This is a genomic window from Paenarthrobacter aurescens, assembly GCF_041549525.1.
Classification (GTDB): Bacteria; Actinomycetota; Actinomycetes; order Actinomycetales; family Micrococcaceae; genus Arthrobacter; species Arthrobacter aurescens.
The window spans coordinates 962,973-979,330 of the sequence record NZ_CP157456.1 but is presented as its reverse complement, the minus strand read 5'-3'; the positions used below and the strand labels follow the sequence as shown (position 1 = coordinate 979,330).

The window sequence follows — 16,358 nt, the reverse complement described above, 5'->3', positions numbered from 1 at the left end:
CCCGCATGATTGAGATTCTGAGCCGAACAGAACTAGGCCGCGCCAAGGAGGCCGGCGCGCTGGTTGCCAACATTTTGCACACCCTCAAGGGCAGGGCAACCGTGGGCACCAACCTCCTGGACATCGACCAATGGGCTAAGAGCATGATCCTCGAGGCCGGCGGTATTTCCTGCTACGTGGACTACGCCCCCTCCTTTGGACGCGGCCCTTTCGGCCACTACATCTGCACCGGCGTCAATGACGCCGTCCTTCACGGCCTGCCCACGGACTACAAACTGGCCGACGGCGACCTCCTCACCTTGGATCTGGCGGTATTGAAGGACGGAATCGCCGCTGACTCTGCCATCAGCTTCATAGTGGGCGAGTCCAAGCCGACCGAAAGCCTCGCAATGATCGAGGCAACCGAACGTGCATTGCGCGCAGGCATAGAGGCGGCCCGCCCCGGGGCCCGCATCGGCGACCTCTCCTACGCAATAGGTTCAGTCCTCAGCGAGGCCGGCTACCCCGTCAACACCGAGTTTGGCGGGCACGGCATTGGCTCCACCATGCACCAGGAGCCGCATGTACCCAGCATGGGCCGCCCCGGCCGGGGATACAAGCTGCGCCCCGGACTGCTGCTTGCCCTGGAGCCGTGGGTCATGGCCGACACCGCCCAGCTCGTTACCGACCCCGACGGCTGGACCCTGCGCAGTGTGACCGGTTGCCGCACGGCCCACAGCGAGCACACCATCGCCATCACGGAGGACGGAGCCGAGATCCTGACCCTGCCGACACTCTGAGCCAATGATTTCCCGGGCACTCCCCCGCTTGTTCGGGTGACTCAACGCTGAACGGGGCGCGGGACGAACGAGCGCGGGATCCGGGGCGAACGAGTGCGGGATCCGGGCATTTCGGTTCACACAATGAGACGCCCCACACGGCGTCTTGCGCTTGAGGGTGACTCCCGTCATACTAAATGAACGCTATTCATTTAGTGACAGTCGTCTCACGGAGTAAACCCCCCATGATTGAAATCAGACACTGGGAAGCCCCCGCTTTCCTGACCGCCGGCCCGGCAACACGCCGGCAAGCAACCCAAGCGACGGACCCCAACACCTCGCCCGGCTCAGCGAAAACCCCACACCTTCAGGCAGTCACCGCGTGAGTGTGTGGCGCATGCCATCGGAAACGGCTCCCCAGGACCGCGTCTGGATGGCCTTCCCCACTGGCGGCTACACCTTGGGTGAATCGGAGGAAGAAGCCCACGCTGCACGTTCCACCTGGGCGGCAGTTGCCAACGCCATCCTTGAGTTTGAACCCGTCACCATGGTGGTAACGCCCGACGACGTCCAAACAGCCGCCCGCTACTTGGACCCACGCGTTGAGGTGATTACCGCTGAGCTCAACGATGCCTGGATGAGGGACATCGGGCCGACGTTCGTGCTGGATTCGAACAGGCAACTGGGTGCCGTGGACTGGATCTTCAACGGTTGGGGCGGCCAGGACTGGGCAACCTGGGACAAGGACTCGCACATTGCCGAGGACATCAGTGGCCGCGCCAACGCCCGGCACATCCCCTCCGGGATAGTCAACGAGGGCGGCGGCATCCAGGTTGACGGTGAAGGCACCGTTCTGGTGACAGAAACTGTCCAGCTTGATCAGGGCCGGAACCCCGGCCTGACCAAAGCGGACATCGAGCAGGAACTTGCCCGTACCATCGGCGCCACGCACGTGGTGTGGCTTCCACGGGGCCTCACCCGTGACTCCGAAAAATTCGGTACCCGCGGACACGTGGACATTGTGGCCGCGATCCCCAGCCCGGGCACACTTCTGGTCCACTCCCAGCAGAACCCCGAACACCCGGACTACACGGTCTCCCGCGAGATCATCGACTTCCTGCGCACCACCCATGACGCAGCGGGCCGGGACTGGAACATCATCGAAGTCCCCGCCCCGGAGACACTTACCGACGACGAGGGGTTTGTGGACTACAGCTACATCAATCACCTCGTGGTCAACGGCGGAGTTATCGCCTGCAGTTTCAATGACCCCATGGACGAGAAAGCACTCCGCCTTCTCGCCGACGCCTACCCCGGACGCCGCGTGATCGGTGTTGACGCGCGCGAACTCTTCGCCCGGGGCGGCGGTATCCACTGCATTACGCAGCAGCAGCCTTCGGCCATCTAGAAAGGGCCTCACATGAGCCAGACAATCCGCCGCAGCGGCAATGACGCTGCAGAGTCGCACAAGATCAGCGGCAAGGGACTGAAGACGGGGCAGTTGGGGCTCCTCGCCGTCGTCGTTCTTGGCATTTCAACCATCGCACCCGCGTACACGCTCACCGGCGCGCTGGGTCCAACAGTCAACGAAGTCGGGCTCCAACTGCCCGTCATTTTTCTGATCGGGTTCATCCCCATGATCCTGGTATCGCTGGCCTACCGGGAGCTCAATGCTGACTCCCCGGACAGCGGCACCACCTTCACCTGGGTCACCAAAGCGTTCGGCCCATGGGTTGGATGGATGGGTGGCTGGGGCTTGCTGGCCGCCAACATCATTGTCCTGTCCAACCTGGCCGGCGTGGCCGTGGACTTCTTCTACCTGTTCCTGGCACAGGCCACGGGTTCACCGGAACTCGCAGACCTGGCATCGAACAAACTGCTCAACGTTGCCACCTGCTTCGTCTTCGTGGCGCTCGCCGTGTGGATCAGCTACCGCGGCCTGCACACCACCAAGATCGTCCAGTACGGCTTGGTAGGTTTCCAGCTGCTGGTCCTTGGCCTGTTCGTTACCATGGCGTTCGCCAACTGGTCCACCTCCGAGACCGCTGTGCCGTTCAGCTGGGACTGGTTCGACGTCACCAAGATTGAGACCTTCGGGCAGATTGCCGCCGGTATCTCGTTGTCGATCTTCGTCTACTGGGGCTGGGACGTCTGCCTCACGGTCAACGAGGAAACCGCCAACGGTAAGAAGACCGCAGGCCTGGCGGGCACATTGACGGCAGTGATAGTGCTGGGCATCTACCTCTTGGTCACCATTGCCACCATGATGTTCGCCGGAGTGGGCGATACCGGGATTGGCCTGAACAACGAGGAAAACCACGCCAACGTCTTCACCGCACTGGCATCACCGGTGATGGGCCCGTTCGCCATCCTCATGTCACTGGCCGTGCTCTCCAGCTCCGCGGCATCCCTGCAGTCCACCTTCACCTCGCCGTCCCGCAGCCTGCTGGCCATGGCGCACTACGGCGCCCTTCCGGAGCGCTTCAGCCACATGAGCAAGAAGTTCTCGACGCCGGGCTTCGCCACCATTGCGGCCGGTGTCCTGTCCGCGGGCTTCTACGCCGTGATGCACGTGATCAGTGAAAACGTCCTGAACGACACCATCCTGGCCCTGGGCCTGATGATCTGCTTCTACTACGGACTCACAGCAATCGCCTGTGCTTGGTACTTCCGCAACAGCGTCTTCTCCAGCGCCAGGAACTTCTTCCTGCGGCTCGTTTGCCCGCTGGTGGGCGGCGTTGGACTGTTTGTGGTGTTCCTCCAGACCGCCGTGGACAGCTGGGCTCCGGAGTTCGGCAGCGGCTCGGAGATCTTCGGTGTGGGGCTCGTGTTCGTCCTGGGCATCGGCATCCTGGTCCTGGGCGCCGTGGTCATGCTGATCATGTCCCGAATCCGGCCCGGATTCTTCCGCGGCGAGACCATTCGGAAGGATACGCCGGCGCTGGTGGTTCCGGAGTAGGTCCGGAAGCCACGAAAACGCTGGAAAGCTGCCAGTTCGCCGGATAGGTCCGGCGAATTGGCAGCTTTCGTATGCTTTGGCAGCACTCCCGCGTTCCGGGGGAAGCTGCTACCAGCGGTGGGCCACATCCACTACCAGGCGCGAGCCGCCGTCGGGTCCGTCCAAAGTGAACACCCGGAATGGAAGCCGTGCCCGGACACCCAGCCCAATACTGGTGGTGCCCTCAAAACTGCCCGCGTAAACCACCTGCCGGAAGGTCCGGTATCCGGAGACGTTGGATAGTTCGGCTTTGGCTGCCGGCTCATAGGTTGGCTGGCTGTACTGGTTGTAGGACGGCGCAGTGACCATCACTTGCAGATCAGCATCGCCCAGCACGGGGATGGGATATCCCGTGGCGTCCTGCGTGATTACCGGTACGTACTGAACGGCATAACCGGCAACCTTTCCGGTCATGTCAATGACTAAACGGTCATAGCAGGGCTGCTGGCCCGTGCGGACATTGGTGACGTTGGCGGAACTCATGTCGGGATCGGCCTTGGCCAAGGAACCCCATGCGATTCCGCAATATGATGCGGCCGAGGCCGGTCCCGGTGCCGCCAGACCGAGCCCGACAGCTGCCAGGACGGCTGCCAAACCCGCTCCAATTTTCCTCATTTTTTGTGCCCCCTTCAGGCGAAGTTGATACTTCAACAGTAGGAGTGCAACGGGGTGCGCGGGTGGGTTGTGACCGCTTCGGGGCACAACTGTTAAGTGCACAAAGCTGCGGTCACAAGAGGGTTATTCAAGGGCCGTTTTTGGGGTGAAGGCAGCCGCATGAAGCGGCGTCGCGCCCATGTTCGTGATCAACGATAACGAGACCCGGGCGTTACTTTAGCCTTCGCAGTCCTTGCAGAACTTAAGCCCGTTCTTTTCCAAGGCAATCTGGGACCTGTGGCGGACCAGGAAACAGGAGCCACACGTGAATTCGTCGGACTGCTCAGGGACAACAATGACGGTCAGTTCTTCACCGGAAAGATCTGCACCGGGCAGGTCAATTCCCTCGGCAGTATCGTTTTCCTCGACGTCGATCACCGCGGTCTGCGCAGTGTTTCCACGGGATGCCTGAAGGGCCTCAAGCGATTCGGCGGGAGACTCTTCTTCGGTCTTGCGCGGGGCATCGTAATCAGTAGCCATTGAGGTTCGCTTTCGTTGCTGCATAGTGCCTCTTCCGGCACCTCAGTGAAGCAGTTTAGGGCATACCTCAGGAGATAAACGAATACTGTGCCCAACGCGACATTCTGCAGCATTCCGGGCTGGGCCTAGGGCTCTGTTGGTACCCTCACGGCATGCGATTGGATGGCCTGTGCACCGGCAACGGTGACTCCACTGAGGGCAGGCAACCACGCCAATCGGCTGCCGTCCTCCTCCGCTGACGGACCAGGAGCGTCCAGGACGTAGGCGGACTCGATCCAGGCCGCAATGGTGGTGCCCACTTTCGTGGCAAACGAGGCTAATGATCCGATCATGCGGCAACGCTATGCATAGCGCATGTTGAGGCGATTTCCGTTGGATCACGAGCTTGTTAACTTCAGTCCTGTAAAGCCTTTTCCACGATGTACTCCGCTATGGCCATGGACGAAGTAGCCCCCGGAGAAGGCGCGTTGCGCACCAAAACTGTGTCCCGGCGTCGCGCAATCACAAAGTCGTCAACCAGCGAACCGTTGCCGTTCATGGCCTGGGCGCGCACGCCGCGAGTGCCGGGGAGGATGGTGGCGCCCTCCAATGAAGGTACAAAGCGGACGGCCTCGCGGATGAATTTCTTCTTGCTCATAACGGTCTGGAATTCGCGGAAGGCTGAGGGTACGTTCTGCCGGGCAAAATTCCAGAAACCCGGGAAGAGCGTGTAATTCATGACGTCGCGAACATTGACCTCATTCCACGCATAGGACTCACGGCCGAATGAGATAAACGCATTGGGGCCCAGCATCATTTCACCGTCAATGCGTTTTGTGAGGTGGACACCGAGGAAGGGGTGTTTGGGGTCCGGCACCGGGTAAATCAGCCCGCGGACTTGATCCCGGGCGTCCGCCCCCAAGAGGAAATACTGCCCAAAAAACGGCACGATCCTGGGGGTGGCCGGTTCGCCAGTGGATTCTGCCACGCGATCCGACTGGAGACCCGCACAGACCACCACAAGGTCGTAATGCTCGCTGCCGTCCTTGGTAGTGACCAGCACCCCGCTGCCCTGTTGATTCAGCGCGGTGACTTCCTGTGCCAGCCGGATGGTCCCGCCGGCACTGCGGACGTCGTCGGCGAGCGCGTTGGTGATGGCTGTGTAGTCAACGATCGCCGTTTCCGGCGAGTGCAAAGCGGAAAGCCCGACGGCGTTCGGCTCCACCTCACGTATCTGGTCACCGCGAAGCATGCGAGCGCCGGGGACGCCGTTGGCTGTGGCGCGGGCGAAAATGTTGTCCAGGCGGTGTTGCTCTTCCGGCGTTTGGGCGATCACCAGCTTGCCGCAGGCTTCATAGGGCAGGTCTTTTGTGGCGCAGAATTCCTGCAGCAGCTCCACTCCCCTGCGGCACAGCTTTGCCTTCAGCCCGCCGGGCTCGTAGTACAGGCCCGCGTGAACCACACCCGAGTTGTGGCCGGTCTGGTGTGCTGCGAGCCGGTCTTCCTTTTCATAGACGGTGATCTGGGCGTGGTGGAGTCTGTTGGACAGTTCCCTGGCCACCGCAATGCCGATGATGCCGCCACCTACAACTGCGCACCGCTTGATGGTCCTCGTCTGTGGAGGGTGGGGCATGACACTCCTCGTCGTTGGGGTGGGTCAGTCGTTGGGGTGGGTCCACCTCAGCATTTCATGGGCATTGACCGCGCGGCAGGTACTGGCCGGAAAACGGCGCGAAAAAGGGCGGCATAAAAAGGTGCCGCCCTTTTCCTTGGATCGTATTGCTTACTGCGTGTTACTTGCTACGTGACTGACTATGCAGTGGGCTGGTCAAAACGCTGGCCGGCCGGGTTTGACGGCAGGAGCGAGAGCACGAGTGCAACGATGGGCACGATGATGAGCAGCGCCAACCAGCCGCTAAGGTTGGCGTCGTGGAGACGGCGGACCAACAAGGCAATTGACGGGACCAGAGTTGCAAGACCCCAAATGGTCACAACGGCCACTCCAACAAAGTACGTCGCGCCAAAGACCGGCAGTCCCTCGGCATCTACTGAAAGACCGGTTGTCATCACAATTTGGAAAACGATCAGAACTACTGCATTGACCAAGGCCCACCACCAGTATTCGCTGCGGCTCGCGCGGCCGCTGAACGTGGCGTACTTCTTGAAGAAACGCTTGACGGCTGCACCAATCGGAGCGCCGTAGTACGGAGCCCACAGCGGCGGCTCGCCGGCCTGGACGCCGTACTGTTCGGTTTGTTGCGGTTGTTGCGGGTAAGTGCTCATTGGTATATCCCCCGGGTTAGGTGTGAGTCGTGATGAAGCATCATGCTCTGAGTGAGTCGTGCTTATCGTAATGCCCCAACAGCCTATTACGCAGTTCGATGGAGGAAATTAACCCGGATTTAGCTTGGTAACGGAATATTTCGCCCCGAGAGGTTCCTCACGGAGCAGCTTTTCCACGCAGGCATTAGTTACTGTGCGTACTGCTTCCGGAGGTCCATTTTGCGGATTTTGCCACTGGCGGTTCGTGGCATTTCCTCAACGAACACCACGGACTTGGGGATTTTGTACCGCGCCAGCCGGCCTTCCAAATGCGAGCGCAGTTGCTCCTCCGTGAGGGATCCGCCTTCACGCAGGGTGACTATCGCCCGGGGTACTTCTCCCCATTTGGGGTCATCAACACCAATGACGGCCACACTTCCCACAGCCGTGAGCTCCGCGATGGCAGCTTCAACCTCGGCGGGGTAGATGTTCTCGCCCCCGGAAATGATCATGTCCTTGATGCGGTCCGAAACGAACAGGAAGCCTTCCGCATCCTGGTAGCCCATGTCCCCGGAACGGAACCAGGAGGAATCGGAGTAGCTTTCCGCGGTGGCTTCCGGCCGGTTCCAGTACTCCTTGATCACGTTGGGGCCGGAGATTTGGATCTCCCCCACCTCGCCCTGGACAGCAACTCCGCCGAGCGGATCGGCAATCCTCACGTCCGTGAAGAAGTGCGGCAGCCCGGCAGATCCGGCCTTTTCCTTGGACCTGGATACCGGCAGCATGGTTGCCCCAGGTGCGGTTTCGGTCATGCCATAGCAGCTGGTGAAACCTATGCCGCGCTGCTCGTAGGCATCGAGCACTCTCTGTGGAACCGCTGAACCGCCGCAGGTGAGCTTGTCCAGGGAGCTGAGGTCCGCCGTCGACCATCCGGGATGGTCACAGAGCATCTGAAAGGTGGTGGGGACGCCGTTGAGTGTGGTGATTTTGTACTGACCCACCAACTCCAGTACCCGGCCGGCGTCGAATTTGGCTTCAAGCACCACGGTTGCGCCTTTGAGCAGCATGGGAAGCAGGCCCATGTCCAGTGATGCAACGTGGAACAGCGGCGAGATCATGAGCGCTACATCGTTGCGGTTCAGGTCCATATCCACCACCGTGTTCATGCAGTTCCAGGTGATGTTGCCGTGCGTCAGCAGCGCACCCTTGGGTTTGCCGGTGGTTCCGGAGGTGTAGAGGATCATGGCGCCGTCGTCCAGCGTCACCGCTTCATCCGGCGGTGCCGCGCTTGCGCTGGCCATCACGTCGTCATAGTGCTCGACGCCGGATGGCAGCGTGGGAGCGGAACCGTCAGTGACGTCGTCGGGCGCCACCACAAGACGGTGGGTCACCTCAGTCTCCCTGCTGGACGCGGCGGCAACGGTTTCCAAAGATGCGGCGCTGATGAGCAGCAGTGAGCCTGAGTCCTGCAGTTGATACTGCAGCTCCGGGGCCGCCAGGCGGGTGTTGAGCGGGACGAAGATCGCGCCCAACAGCCCGCATGCGAAGAACGTCTCCACGAATGATGGGTGATTCTCGCCGAGGTAGGCCACCCTGTCCCCTTTGCCTACGCCTCTTTCCTTGAGGGCGTTGGCCAAGTGGGCGGTCCGGTCTGCAAGTTCGGCGTAGCTAAGACTCGTCCCGCCGGAAATGACAGCTGTTTTGGTTCCGGACTTTATCCGGCGCCGGTGCAGCCAGGATCCAACTCCGTTGTTGTCCATGGTGCAGTGCTCCTAACTGACCGTAGAGAGGTCGTTGTTCTTAGACTCCCGCGTCAGCAGGATGAAGACAATCGATACCAGCGACATGATGGAAAGGAAGACCACCACAGGGACGATGCTCTGACCGGCGTCCTTATAAAGGCCCGCCACAATGCCGGGCGTGAAGCCAGCGCCGATCAGTGTTGCCAGCTGGTAGCCGACGGCCGCGCCGGTGTAGCGGTTAGTGGTGCCGAACTGCTCCGAAACGAACGCTGCAAGCGGACCGTAAAGGGATGAATGCAGAACCAGCGCCACCGTGAAGGCCAGGAAAACCAGGGCGATGTTGCCGGAACTGAGCATCCCGAACATTGGGAACAGGTACAGGATGAACAAGGCCAAACCCGTGACCATCACCGGACGGCGACCAAAGCGATCCGAGAGCCTGCCGCCCAGGAGCACGAACAGGATGGAGATGGCTGAGGCGCCAGCGAAGGCATAGAGCACGCCCTGTTGTGGTGCGCCCTTGGATACTGCGTAGGTGACGGAGAACGTAGGAAGCACAACTTGGAGGCCGAATCCCGCAGCACCGGCGAACATGATCATGATCAGAGCCTTGGGACGCTTCAGCACTTCCAGCAACGGGATCTTGCGTTTGGTGCCCTGGGCGCTTTCCTTGGCAACAGCTTCGGCGAAGATCGGGCTTTCCGAAACCCGCAACCTCACAAACATGCCCACAATCAGGAGGACGAAGGACAACAGGAACGGCACGCGCCAACCCCACGCCAGGAACGCATCCTGTGGAAGGGCGGAGAAGATGCCCATCACCACGGTGCCAAGGACAGCGCCGGTGGGGGCGCCGGCGTTGACGAACGACGCCGCGAACCCCCGCTTTTTGGGATCCGAATGCTCCAAGGCCATCAGCGCGGCACCGCCCCATTCACCGCCCACAGCGATTCCCTGGCAGACACGCAGGACCACAAGGATCACAGCGCCCCAGGGGCCAATGACGTTGGCTCCGGGAATCAGCCCAATCAGCGTGGAGGCAATACCCATCATGGCCATGGACACAATCAGCATGCCCTTGCGGCCGATCCGGTCACCGAAGTGCCCAAAGATGATGCCGCCCAAAGGCCGGGCAACATAGCCGGCGGCGAACGTGGCGTACGCGGCTACGACGCCCACCCACTCATCAGTACCGGCGAAGAACACCTTGGGGAAGGCAACCGCTGCGGCCGTTGCGTACAGCAGGAAGTCGTAGAACTCGATGGTGCTGCCCAGATAGCTGGACATGATGACCGTGCGCGCTTCTTTGCGCTTGGCGGCCGTGCTCGACTGTGCGAGCGCAGTGTGTCCTGACATGTCTGTTCCTTGGGAGAGGAGGGAAGGGAAGTGGGTTTACGGATCGCTTTACTTGTAGAAGCGGTTCCTACTTGTAGAAGCGGGCGAGGAATTCGGCCACGACGGCGGGGCGTTCCTGGCCTTCGATTTCGATGGTGGCGTTGACCTTGATCTGGGCGCCGCCCTTGACTTCGGTGACCTCGGCGATGCTGCCGTTCATGCGGACTTTGGAGCCCACCTTGACCGGTGAGGTGAAGCGGACCTTGTCCAGGCCGTAGTTGACCTTGGTAGTGACGCCGTCGACGTCGAACAATTCGCCCCAGAACGGGATGATCAGGGACAGCGTGAGGAAGCCGTGCGCGATCGGCGCACCGAAAGGGCCGTCTTTGGCGCGTTCGGGATCAACATGGATCCACTGCTGGTCATCAGTGGCATCGGCGAACAGGTTGATCTGCTGCTGCGTAATTTCGCGGTAGTCGGTAGTGCCGAGGTCCTTGCCGGACATGGTGAGCAGGGTGTCGAAATCGACCACGAGATTGGGCATCTTTGCCTCCTGTGTTGTTGTTTGAAGAGATTTAGTGGGTGAAAGCACTGGCGCCGGTGAGGGCGCGGCCTACGATCAAGGCGTTGATCTCGTGGGTGCCTTCGTAGGAGTAGACGGCTTCGGCGTCGGCATGGAAACGCGCGACGTCGGCGGCGAGGGTGATGCCGTTGCCGCCCACCACTTCGCGGGCCAGGGCGACGGTTTCGCGCATCATCAGGGACGTCTGCATCTTGGCCAGGGCTGAGTCCTGATCCCGGTAGATGCCCCAGCCCTGCTGCTCGGTCAGCCGGACAACGAGTGAAAGCGAAGCGGTGACGTTGCCGAGCATGCGGGCCAGCTTCTCCTGGACCAGCTGGAAGGAGCCCAAGGACCGGCCGAACTGCTGACGCTCCTTCACATAAGCCAACGCAGCTTCGAACGCGCCGGCCTGGATTCCGGCGGCGATCCAGGCAACGTCCGAGCGCATCGCACGGAGCATAGCGGCCACGTCCTTGAAGGAGTTCACGTTGTGCAGGCGCATGGCTTCGGGAACCCTGACGTTGTTCAGGGTGATATGGGCGTTCTGCATCATCCGCAGTGAAGTTTTACCCTGGATCTTCTCCAGGGACACCCCCGGAGCCGTACGGTCTATGAGGAACGCTTTGACCTGCCCGTCGGTCACATCGCGGGCGAATACGCACAGGACGTCGGCTGTGGAAGCGCCCCCGATCCACCGTTTGGCACCGTCCAGAACCCAGGAGCCGGAGCCCGTGCCGCCGTCGGGATCTTCTTCGTAACGGGCGGTGGTGGACAAACCGCCGGCGATGTCCGAGCCGTGCCCGGGTTCGGTCAAGGAGAAGACGCCCTTGAGGGAGAAGTCGATGACTTTGGGCATCCACTCCTTCTGCTGCTCTTCGGACGCACCCACCCGGATTGCTGTCCGGAACAACCCCGCCTGGGCGGTGTACCAAGTGGCCAGCGAAGCGTCAGTACGGGCCAGTTCGAAGATCCGGAAGCCGTGGTAAATCCCCCTCGCAGGGGCCTCAACAGTGAGGTCGGCCGGTTCCATCAGGTCCAGGTCGATCAACGGCCGTGCCAGTTGTTCGGGGAACTCCCCCTTCTCCCAGTAATCGGCCAACAAAGGCTTGGCTTCAGCGTCAAGGAAGTCCCGCAGCCGGCCCAGTACCTGGCGTTCGGCAGTGTTGAGCAGCGCTTCGGCGTCGTACCAGTCCGCCACGGAATACAGCCGCTGTTCCTGACTGGTGTTGGTGGTAGCAGTCGCCGTCATCTCAACCACCCAAACCAAGTAGCCGAACGGCGTTGTCCAAGAGGATCTTCGGCCGCACCTCATCCTTCAGCGGCAGGTCCGCGAACGCACCCAACCACTTCTGCGGCGTAATCAGCGGGAAGTCGGTGCCGAACAGGACCTTGTCCTGCAGCACTGAATTGGAGGCCTTCACCAATGACTCCGGGAAGTACTTTGGCGACCAGCCGGAGAGATCGATGAACACGTTGGATTTGTGCGTCGCGATCGAGTTGGCCTCGTCCTGCCACGGCACCGAGGGGTGGGCCATGATGATCTGCAAGCCCGGGAAATCTGCCGCCACAGCATCCAGCAACAACGGGTTGGAGAAGGCGAGCTTAATCCCGTACCCGCCCGGGAGTCCTGCGCCCATACCGTTCTGGCCAGTGTGAAAGATGCAAGGCAGCCCCAACTCCTGCAGGGTCTCCCACAGTGGGTAGAACGTCTCGTTGGACGGATCAAAGCCTTGCAGCGATGGGTGAAATTTGAAACCGCGGGCACCGAGCTCAACAGCCTGATGCTTTGCCCCGGCGATCGCGTCCTCCCCCGTCCGCGGGTCAACACTGCCGAACGGAATCAGCACATCATTGTTCCGGGCAGCGCCCTCGATCAGTTCCGGGATGCTGTTGGGCTCGTGCTTGAGCTGCGTGCGGGCATCAACAGTGAACACGACGGCGGCCATGTTCAGTTCGCGGTACACCTCGGCGATCCTGTCCAGCGATGGCGTACGGTCCTCAGACTTGAAGTACTTCGCCGAGGCCTCCGTCAACGCTTCCGGGAGGGAACCGTGGCCGCAACTGTCCACTTCGAGGTGGACATGCATGTCGATCGCATCCAACGCAGTGGCGTCGATGCCCAATTCGTAACGGGTAGCCATGATCAGCGGGCCTGTACGGGTTCCGGCTGGAGCTCCGCGGGCAGCGGCAGGAATTCCTCGCCGTAACTCTGCAGTGCCTCAGCACCAAAAAGCGATCCAGCGTTCTCCTGCAGGGCCTCGTAACTCCACCCGCCTTCACGGTACTCGGTGGTGGCCGCCGTCGGATGTGTCCATACCTGCAGCCGGTCACCGCCGGCGCCGATTGCCTGGCCGGTAATTTCAGCAGCCGCATCAGAGGCGAGGAACGCGATCAGCCCGGCGACGTCGTCGGCCGTTCCAAAACCAAGATCGTGACGGAAGAACGGCGGCATGGCCTCACCACGCTCTTCAGCTTCAACGGCCTTCTGGAAGTACGGGACCGTCTTGGTCATGGCGGTGGCGGCCACCGGAATCACAGAGTTAACCGTCACCCCGGCCTTCTTCATCTCCAGAGCCCAGGTGCGGACCATGCCCACGATCCCGGCCTTGGCAGCGGCGTAATTGGTCTGCCCGAAGTTGCCGCGCTGACCGGTGGGCGAGCCGATGGTGATGATCCGGCCGGCGATGCCGTTCTCCTTGAAGTACGCGAACGCCTCCCGGACGCAAGTGAACGTCCCTTTCAGGTGCACATTGATGACCAGGTCAAAGTCCTCGTCGGTCATTTTGAGAATGCTCTTGTCCCTCAGGATGCCGGCATTCGTCACCAGGATATCCAGCCGACCGAAGGCTTCAACGGCACCCGCAACCAGGGCCTTCGCGGCGTCCGTGCCGCCCACCGGAACCACAACGGAAGTGGCGCGTCCGCCGTCGGCCTCGATCTGCGCAACAGCGTCCGCAGCGGTCTGGGCGTTCACGTCATTAATAACGACGGCGGCACCCTGGCGGGCGAGCTCCCTCGCGTAAGCGAGTCCAAGACCCTGTCCACTCCCGGTGACGATTGCAACCTTGCCGTTCAAGCTCATGGCGTGCTCCTTCGCATGCAGTAACCGGCCTGAGCCGGTGAGGCCGATCCCACTGCATCGTGAGATCCTTGTCATGATCAATGAGAATACGGATCATTGAAAAAGTCAACGATTGTTTTTCATTACTATTGGAGTTGTCATGGGCCCGCAAAGCACCGAAGTGGAAACCCCGCGCCTGGCCGCAGCAAAAATCGGCAGCGATGTAGGCCTCTTACTGGCCAAACTGCACGCCACGGGCTCGCTCCTGAACAACAAGGCACTGGCGGACTACGGCCTCCGGGAGCGGTCCTTCTCCGTACTGACGCTCGCATGCAGCGGCTTGGAACCCACCCAACGCGAGCTCGCGGACTTCCTCAGCCTGGACCCCAGCCAAGTGGTCAGCCTGGTTGACGATCTTGAACACCGCGGACTGGTCAAACGAGCTCAAGGCAAGCAGGACCGGCGCGCCAAGATCATCGTCTCCACCGCTGAAGGACGCCGGATCCACAACAAAGCGAGGGCCGGACTCGAAGAGTGCGAGCGGACGCAGTTGGCCACACTGACTGAAGACGAGAACGCGCAGCTAAGGGCGTTGCTGAAGAAGGCCCTGTGGGGCTAGCTTGAGTGCTGCCCGGCGCTAGCTGAGGCAGCCCGATGGACATCTGCACAGCAGAACCTGGCTCACGTATGCACCTGTCCATACCGGCTGACGGGCGGTTCTGTCAGGATCTGAAACTATGAGCTTCCCTCTTTTCCACGATCCCCTGCAGGGCGCCGTCACCGTAGACGCGCCCGCCCGCGATCCTCAAGTCCACCGCCAAAGCCGCACAAACAACAGGCCGGCTCGCCCAGCCACACATGGATCCAAGCCTGCACGCACCTCCCGGCAGCGAGAGGTAGCCAAGGTTGCCGAAGACCTCCAGGCTTTGATGGCGCGGACCAGCGGACGGCACTAGCTGACCCTCAATACCCGTAAGTCGCTGCGCAGGTTGGGTAGTATCCAAACGAGTAGTCGACTTTTGAGGGGCTGAATCGTGAGCGTACACATCTGGTACCTGGTGGATCTTTCTGCTTCTTCAGCAGAGGCGGACAGTGCCGTCCATCGGCTTCAAGAATGGCTGGTCACCACCGGATGGGTGGGTGCCGAACGGGAGTCCGATTGGGTGGAGGGTCTTTGCCTGACACCCGGACCGCGGGCCCTTGAGCGAGGGCTCGCAAAGGAAACCAGCAATTTGACCCTGATTCATGACCGGGATGGTTACTCCATGGGAGAGAATTTCGCTCCTCCCTCCTGCCCGGCATGCGGTGAGACGCTGGATGAAGACATCCTGTTTGACGCTTATAGCGACTGGGCCGCCACCGACTGGACACTTGGGACGCAGCCGAGCGTCTCCTGTGACGCATGCGGGGAAGAGAAACCGGTGGTGGACTTCGCTGATGAGCATTCCCGAGTGGCGCACGGCAACCTCGCAATTGCCCTTTACGCCTGGGACCACGAAGAACTTTTTGCGGCGGTCGAAGAGAACTTTCCCGGACATTGGCGCACGATTTACAGCCACACGTAACTTTCAGCATCAGCGTCAAGAGACACTTATCAACAACCGGCCTTCTTGACTTGCTTCACTGTCCGGCCCCATGTCTAGGCTGGGTCCCATGACTGAGCTGACCTTCCAAAACATCGTCGACGACGGTGCCATCCTTTTCCTCGAAACCCATCACATGCAGGATGATCGTTTTGAGGAATGGGGCTACGAGCGTTGGCACACTGCCGATCAGTTCGCCAGTGTGGAGTTCCACTTTCCCGGGAGAAGCTCAAAGCATTTGCAGACTGCTTTTGTGGGAACGTCCGGCCCTGGTCCCAAGACTTTCCTGTGGGCATGGGCCAATCCCAATGTTGCGGCGACGCCTGCCCAGAAGGCAGTCTTTGACCAGGTTGTAGCATTCGGCCGGCACTACGGCATTGAGGAACTGACCAGTGGTGAGGTTCCCTTCGAAAGCATCGTCCCTGCATTCGCGGATGAGGAATTCAGGCTCAGCGCAGAAAAGGCCGGATCAACTCTGGTGGCCTTCAAGATTGCCACTGCAGTGAAAATGATCACCGGCCGGGCGAATCACTTCACGTCCGACATCGGCAGGGGCTCCATGGCCGTGGTTGCCTATAACCACGGCAGCCTGGAGCTGGGGCCGCCATCAGCCCTCACATTCCAGATGCGCTTCATGGAGGCGGTGGCCGCCGGCATGATCGAGGACCACCGCCGAGCCGTGGAAAGCTACGCCCGCTTTCGGCTTCAAACACCGGTCACCGAACCGTCACCGGGCACCCTTGAGGTGACGTTCGACGACGGCCAGGCCACTATTGCGTTCGACGAGAACAACAGACTGACCACCATGAATGCCTCGTTGACCGGTTTGCCCTCGTCCTGAATGTACTTGGGCGGGACACGTGACATGACCCGCCATGCCCACCCCGGCTAGTATCACTGGTTGGAGCGTCACCAGATGCACTGCGGAATATCGAAGGGTACAG

At 61.0% G+C, this 16,358-nt stretch carries 19 protein-coding genes; 8 read left to right on the top strand and 11 right to left on the bottom strand.

What is annotated here, in order from left to right; translation table 11 throughout:
- Positions 1 to 5: 5 nt before the first annotated feature.
- From map to ABI796_RS04685, 4 genes are all read left to right on the top strand, one after another.
- On the top strand, positions 6 to 779 hold the full coding sequence (gene map / locus ABI796_RS04700; protein ID WP_141286728.1) for a type I methionyl aminopeptidase: 774 nt from the start codon (positions 6 to 8) through the stop codon (positions 777 to 779).
- A gap of 224 nt (positions 780 to 1,003) precedes the next feature.
- The gene (locus ABI796_RS04695) at positions 1,004 to 1,144 is read left to right on the top strand and encodes a hypothetical protein (RefSeq protein WP_170224993.1); all 141 of its coding nucleotides are present in this window, start codon (positions 1,004 to 1,006) and stop codon (positions 1,142 to 1,144) included.
- Between the two features lie 11 nt (positions 1,145 to 1,155).
- Positions 1,156 to 2,166 carry an agmatine/peptidylarginine deiminase gene (locus ABI796_RS04690; RefSeq protein ID WP_174754634.1) on the top strand — a complete coding sequence of 337 codons (1,011 nt, stop codon included), beginning with the start codon at positions 1,156 to 1,158 and terminating at the stop codon, positions 2,164 to 2,166.
- A 12-nt stretch (positions 2,167 to 2,178) separates the two neighbouring features.
- The gene (locus ABI796_RS04685) at positions 2,179 to 3,717 is read left to right on the top strand and encodes an APC family permease (RefSeq protein ID WP_141286724.1); all 1,539 of its coding nucleotides are present in this window, start codon (positions 2,179 to 2,181) and stop codon (positions 3,715 to 3,717) included.
- A 108-nt stretch (positions 3,718 to 3,825) separates the two neighbouring features.
- Here the strand turns inward: ABI796_RS04685 and ABI796_RS04680 are convergent, their stop codons facing one another.
- From ABI796_RS04680 to ABI796_RS04630, 11 genes are all read right to left on the bottom strand, one after another.
- Positions 3,826 to 4,371 carry a hypothetical protein gene (locus ABI796_RS04680; RefSeq protein ID WP_141286455.1) on the bottom strand — a complete coding sequence of 182 codons (546 nt, stop codon included), beginning with the start codon at positions 4,369 to 4,371 and terminating at the stop codon, positions 3,826 to 3,828.
- 216 nt (positions 4,372 to 4,587) lie between these two features.
- Positions 4,588 to 4,890 carry a DUF4193 domain-containing protein gene (locus ABI796_RS04675; RefSeq protein WP_024819766.1) on the bottom strand — a complete coding sequence of 101 codons (303 nt, stop codon included), beginning with the start codon at positions 4,888 to 4,890 and terminating at the stop codon, positions 4,588 to 4,590.
- 125 nt (positions 4,891 to 5,015) lie between these two features.
- Positions 5,016 to 5,222: a hypothetical protein gene (locus ABI796_RS04670; protein WP_141286453.1), complete on the bottom strand. Its 207-nt coding sequence runs from the start codon at positions 5,220 to 5,222 to the stop codon at positions 5,016 to 5,018.
- A 62-nt stretch (positions 5,223 to 5,284) separates the two neighbouring features.
- The gene (gene lhgO / locus ABI796_RS04665) at positions 5,285 to 6,502 is read right to left on the bottom strand and encodes an L-2-hydroxyglutarate oxidase (RefSeq protein WP_141286451.1); all 1,218 of its coding nucleotides are present in this window, start codon (positions 6,500 to 6,502) and stop codon (positions 5,285 to 5,287) included.
- A gap of 179 nt (positions 6,503 to 6,681) precedes the next feature.
- The gene (locus ABI796_RS04660; protein ID WP_141286449.1) at positions 6,682 to 7,152 is read right to left on the bottom strand and encodes a DUF805 domain-containing protein; all 471 of its coding nucleotides are present in this window, start codon (positions 7,150 to 7,152) and stop codon (positions 6,682 to 6,684) included.
- A gap of 188 nt (positions 7,153 to 7,340) precedes the next feature.
- On the bottom strand, positions 7,341 to 8,891 hold the full coding sequence (gene menE / locus ABI796_RS04655) for an o-succinylbenzoate--CoA ligase (RefSeq protein WP_141286447.1): 1,551 nt from the start codon (positions 8,889 to 8,891) through the stop codon (positions 7,341 to 7,343).
- A 12-nt stretch (positions 8,892 to 8,903) separates the two neighbouring features.
- Positions 8,904 to 10,229 (bottom strand): MFS transporter, encoded by a 1,326-nt coding sequence (locus tag ABI796_RS04650; protein ID WP_141286445.1) that lies wholly within the window; start codon positions 10,227 to 10,229, stop codon positions 8,904 to 8,906.
- A 67-nt stretch (positions 10,230 to 10,296) separates the two neighbouring features.
- The gene (locus ABI796_RS04645) at positions 10,297 to 10,752 is read right to left on the bottom strand and encodes a MaoC family dehydratase (protein ID WP_026542563.1); all 456 of its coding nucleotides are present in this window, start codon (positions 10,750 to 10,752) and stop codon (positions 10,297 to 10,299) included.
- A gap of 31 nt (positions 10,753 to 10,783) precedes the next feature.
- On the bottom strand, positions 10,784 to 12,019 hold the full coding sequence (locus ABI796_RS04640; protein ID WP_141286443.1) for an acyl-CoA dehydrogenase family protein: 1,236 nt from the start codon (positions 12,017 to 12,019) through the stop codon (positions 10,784 to 10,786).
- 1 nt (position 12,020) lies between these two features.
- Positions 12,021 to 12,911 carry an amidohydrolase family protein gene (locus tag ABI796_RS04635; protein WP_141286442.1) on the bottom strand — a complete coding sequence of 297 codons (891 nt, stop codon included), beginning with the start codon at positions 12,909 to 12,911 and terminating at the stop codon, positions 12,021 to 12,023.
- Between the two features lie 2 nt (positions 12,912 to 12,913).
- The gene (locus ABI796_RS04630) at positions 12,914 to 13,852 is read right to left on the bottom strand and encodes an SDR family NAD(P)-dependent oxidoreductase (protein ID WP_141286440.1); all 939 of its coding nucleotides are present in this window, start codon (positions 13,850 to 13,852) and stop codon (positions 12,914 to 12,916) included.
- 139 nt (positions 13,853 to 13,991) lie between these two features.
- Here ABI796_RS04630 and ABI796_RS04625 point away from each other — a divergent pair, with 139 nt between their 5' ends.
- The 4 genes from ABI796_RS04625 to ABI796_RS04610 all read left to right on the top strand — a co-directional run bounded on the left by ABI796_RS04625 (position 13,992) and on the right by ABI796_RS04610 (position 16,255).
- A complete protein-coding gene (locus ABI796_RS04625) occupies positions 13,992 to 14,450 on the top strand; it encodes a MarR family winged helix-turn-helix transcriptional regulator (RefSeq protein WP_062070546.1) in 459 nt (152 codons plus the stop codon).
- 118 nt (positions 14,451 to 14,568) lie between these two features.
- On the top strand, positions 14,569 to 14,787 hold the full coding sequence (locus ABI796_RS04620; RefSeq protein WP_141286438.1) for a hypothetical protein: 219 nt from the start codon (positions 14,569 to 14,571) through the stop codon (positions 14,785 to 14,787).
- 78 nt (positions 14,788 to 14,865) lie between these two features.
- Complete coding sequence (locus ABI796_RS04615; RefSeq protein WP_141286436.1) at positions 14,866 to 15,396, top strand: hypothetical protein; 531 nt, start codon at positions 14,866 to 14,868, stop codon at positions 15,394 to 15,396.
- A gap of 88 nt (positions 15,397 to 15,484) precedes the next feature.
- Positions 15,485 to 16,255: a DUF6882 domain-containing protein gene (locus ABI796_RS04610; protein WP_141286434.1), complete on the top strand. Its 771-nt coding sequence runs from the start codon at positions 15,485 to 15,487 to the stop codon at positions 16,253 to 16,255.
- Positions 16,256 to 16,358 lie beyond the last annotated feature (103 nt).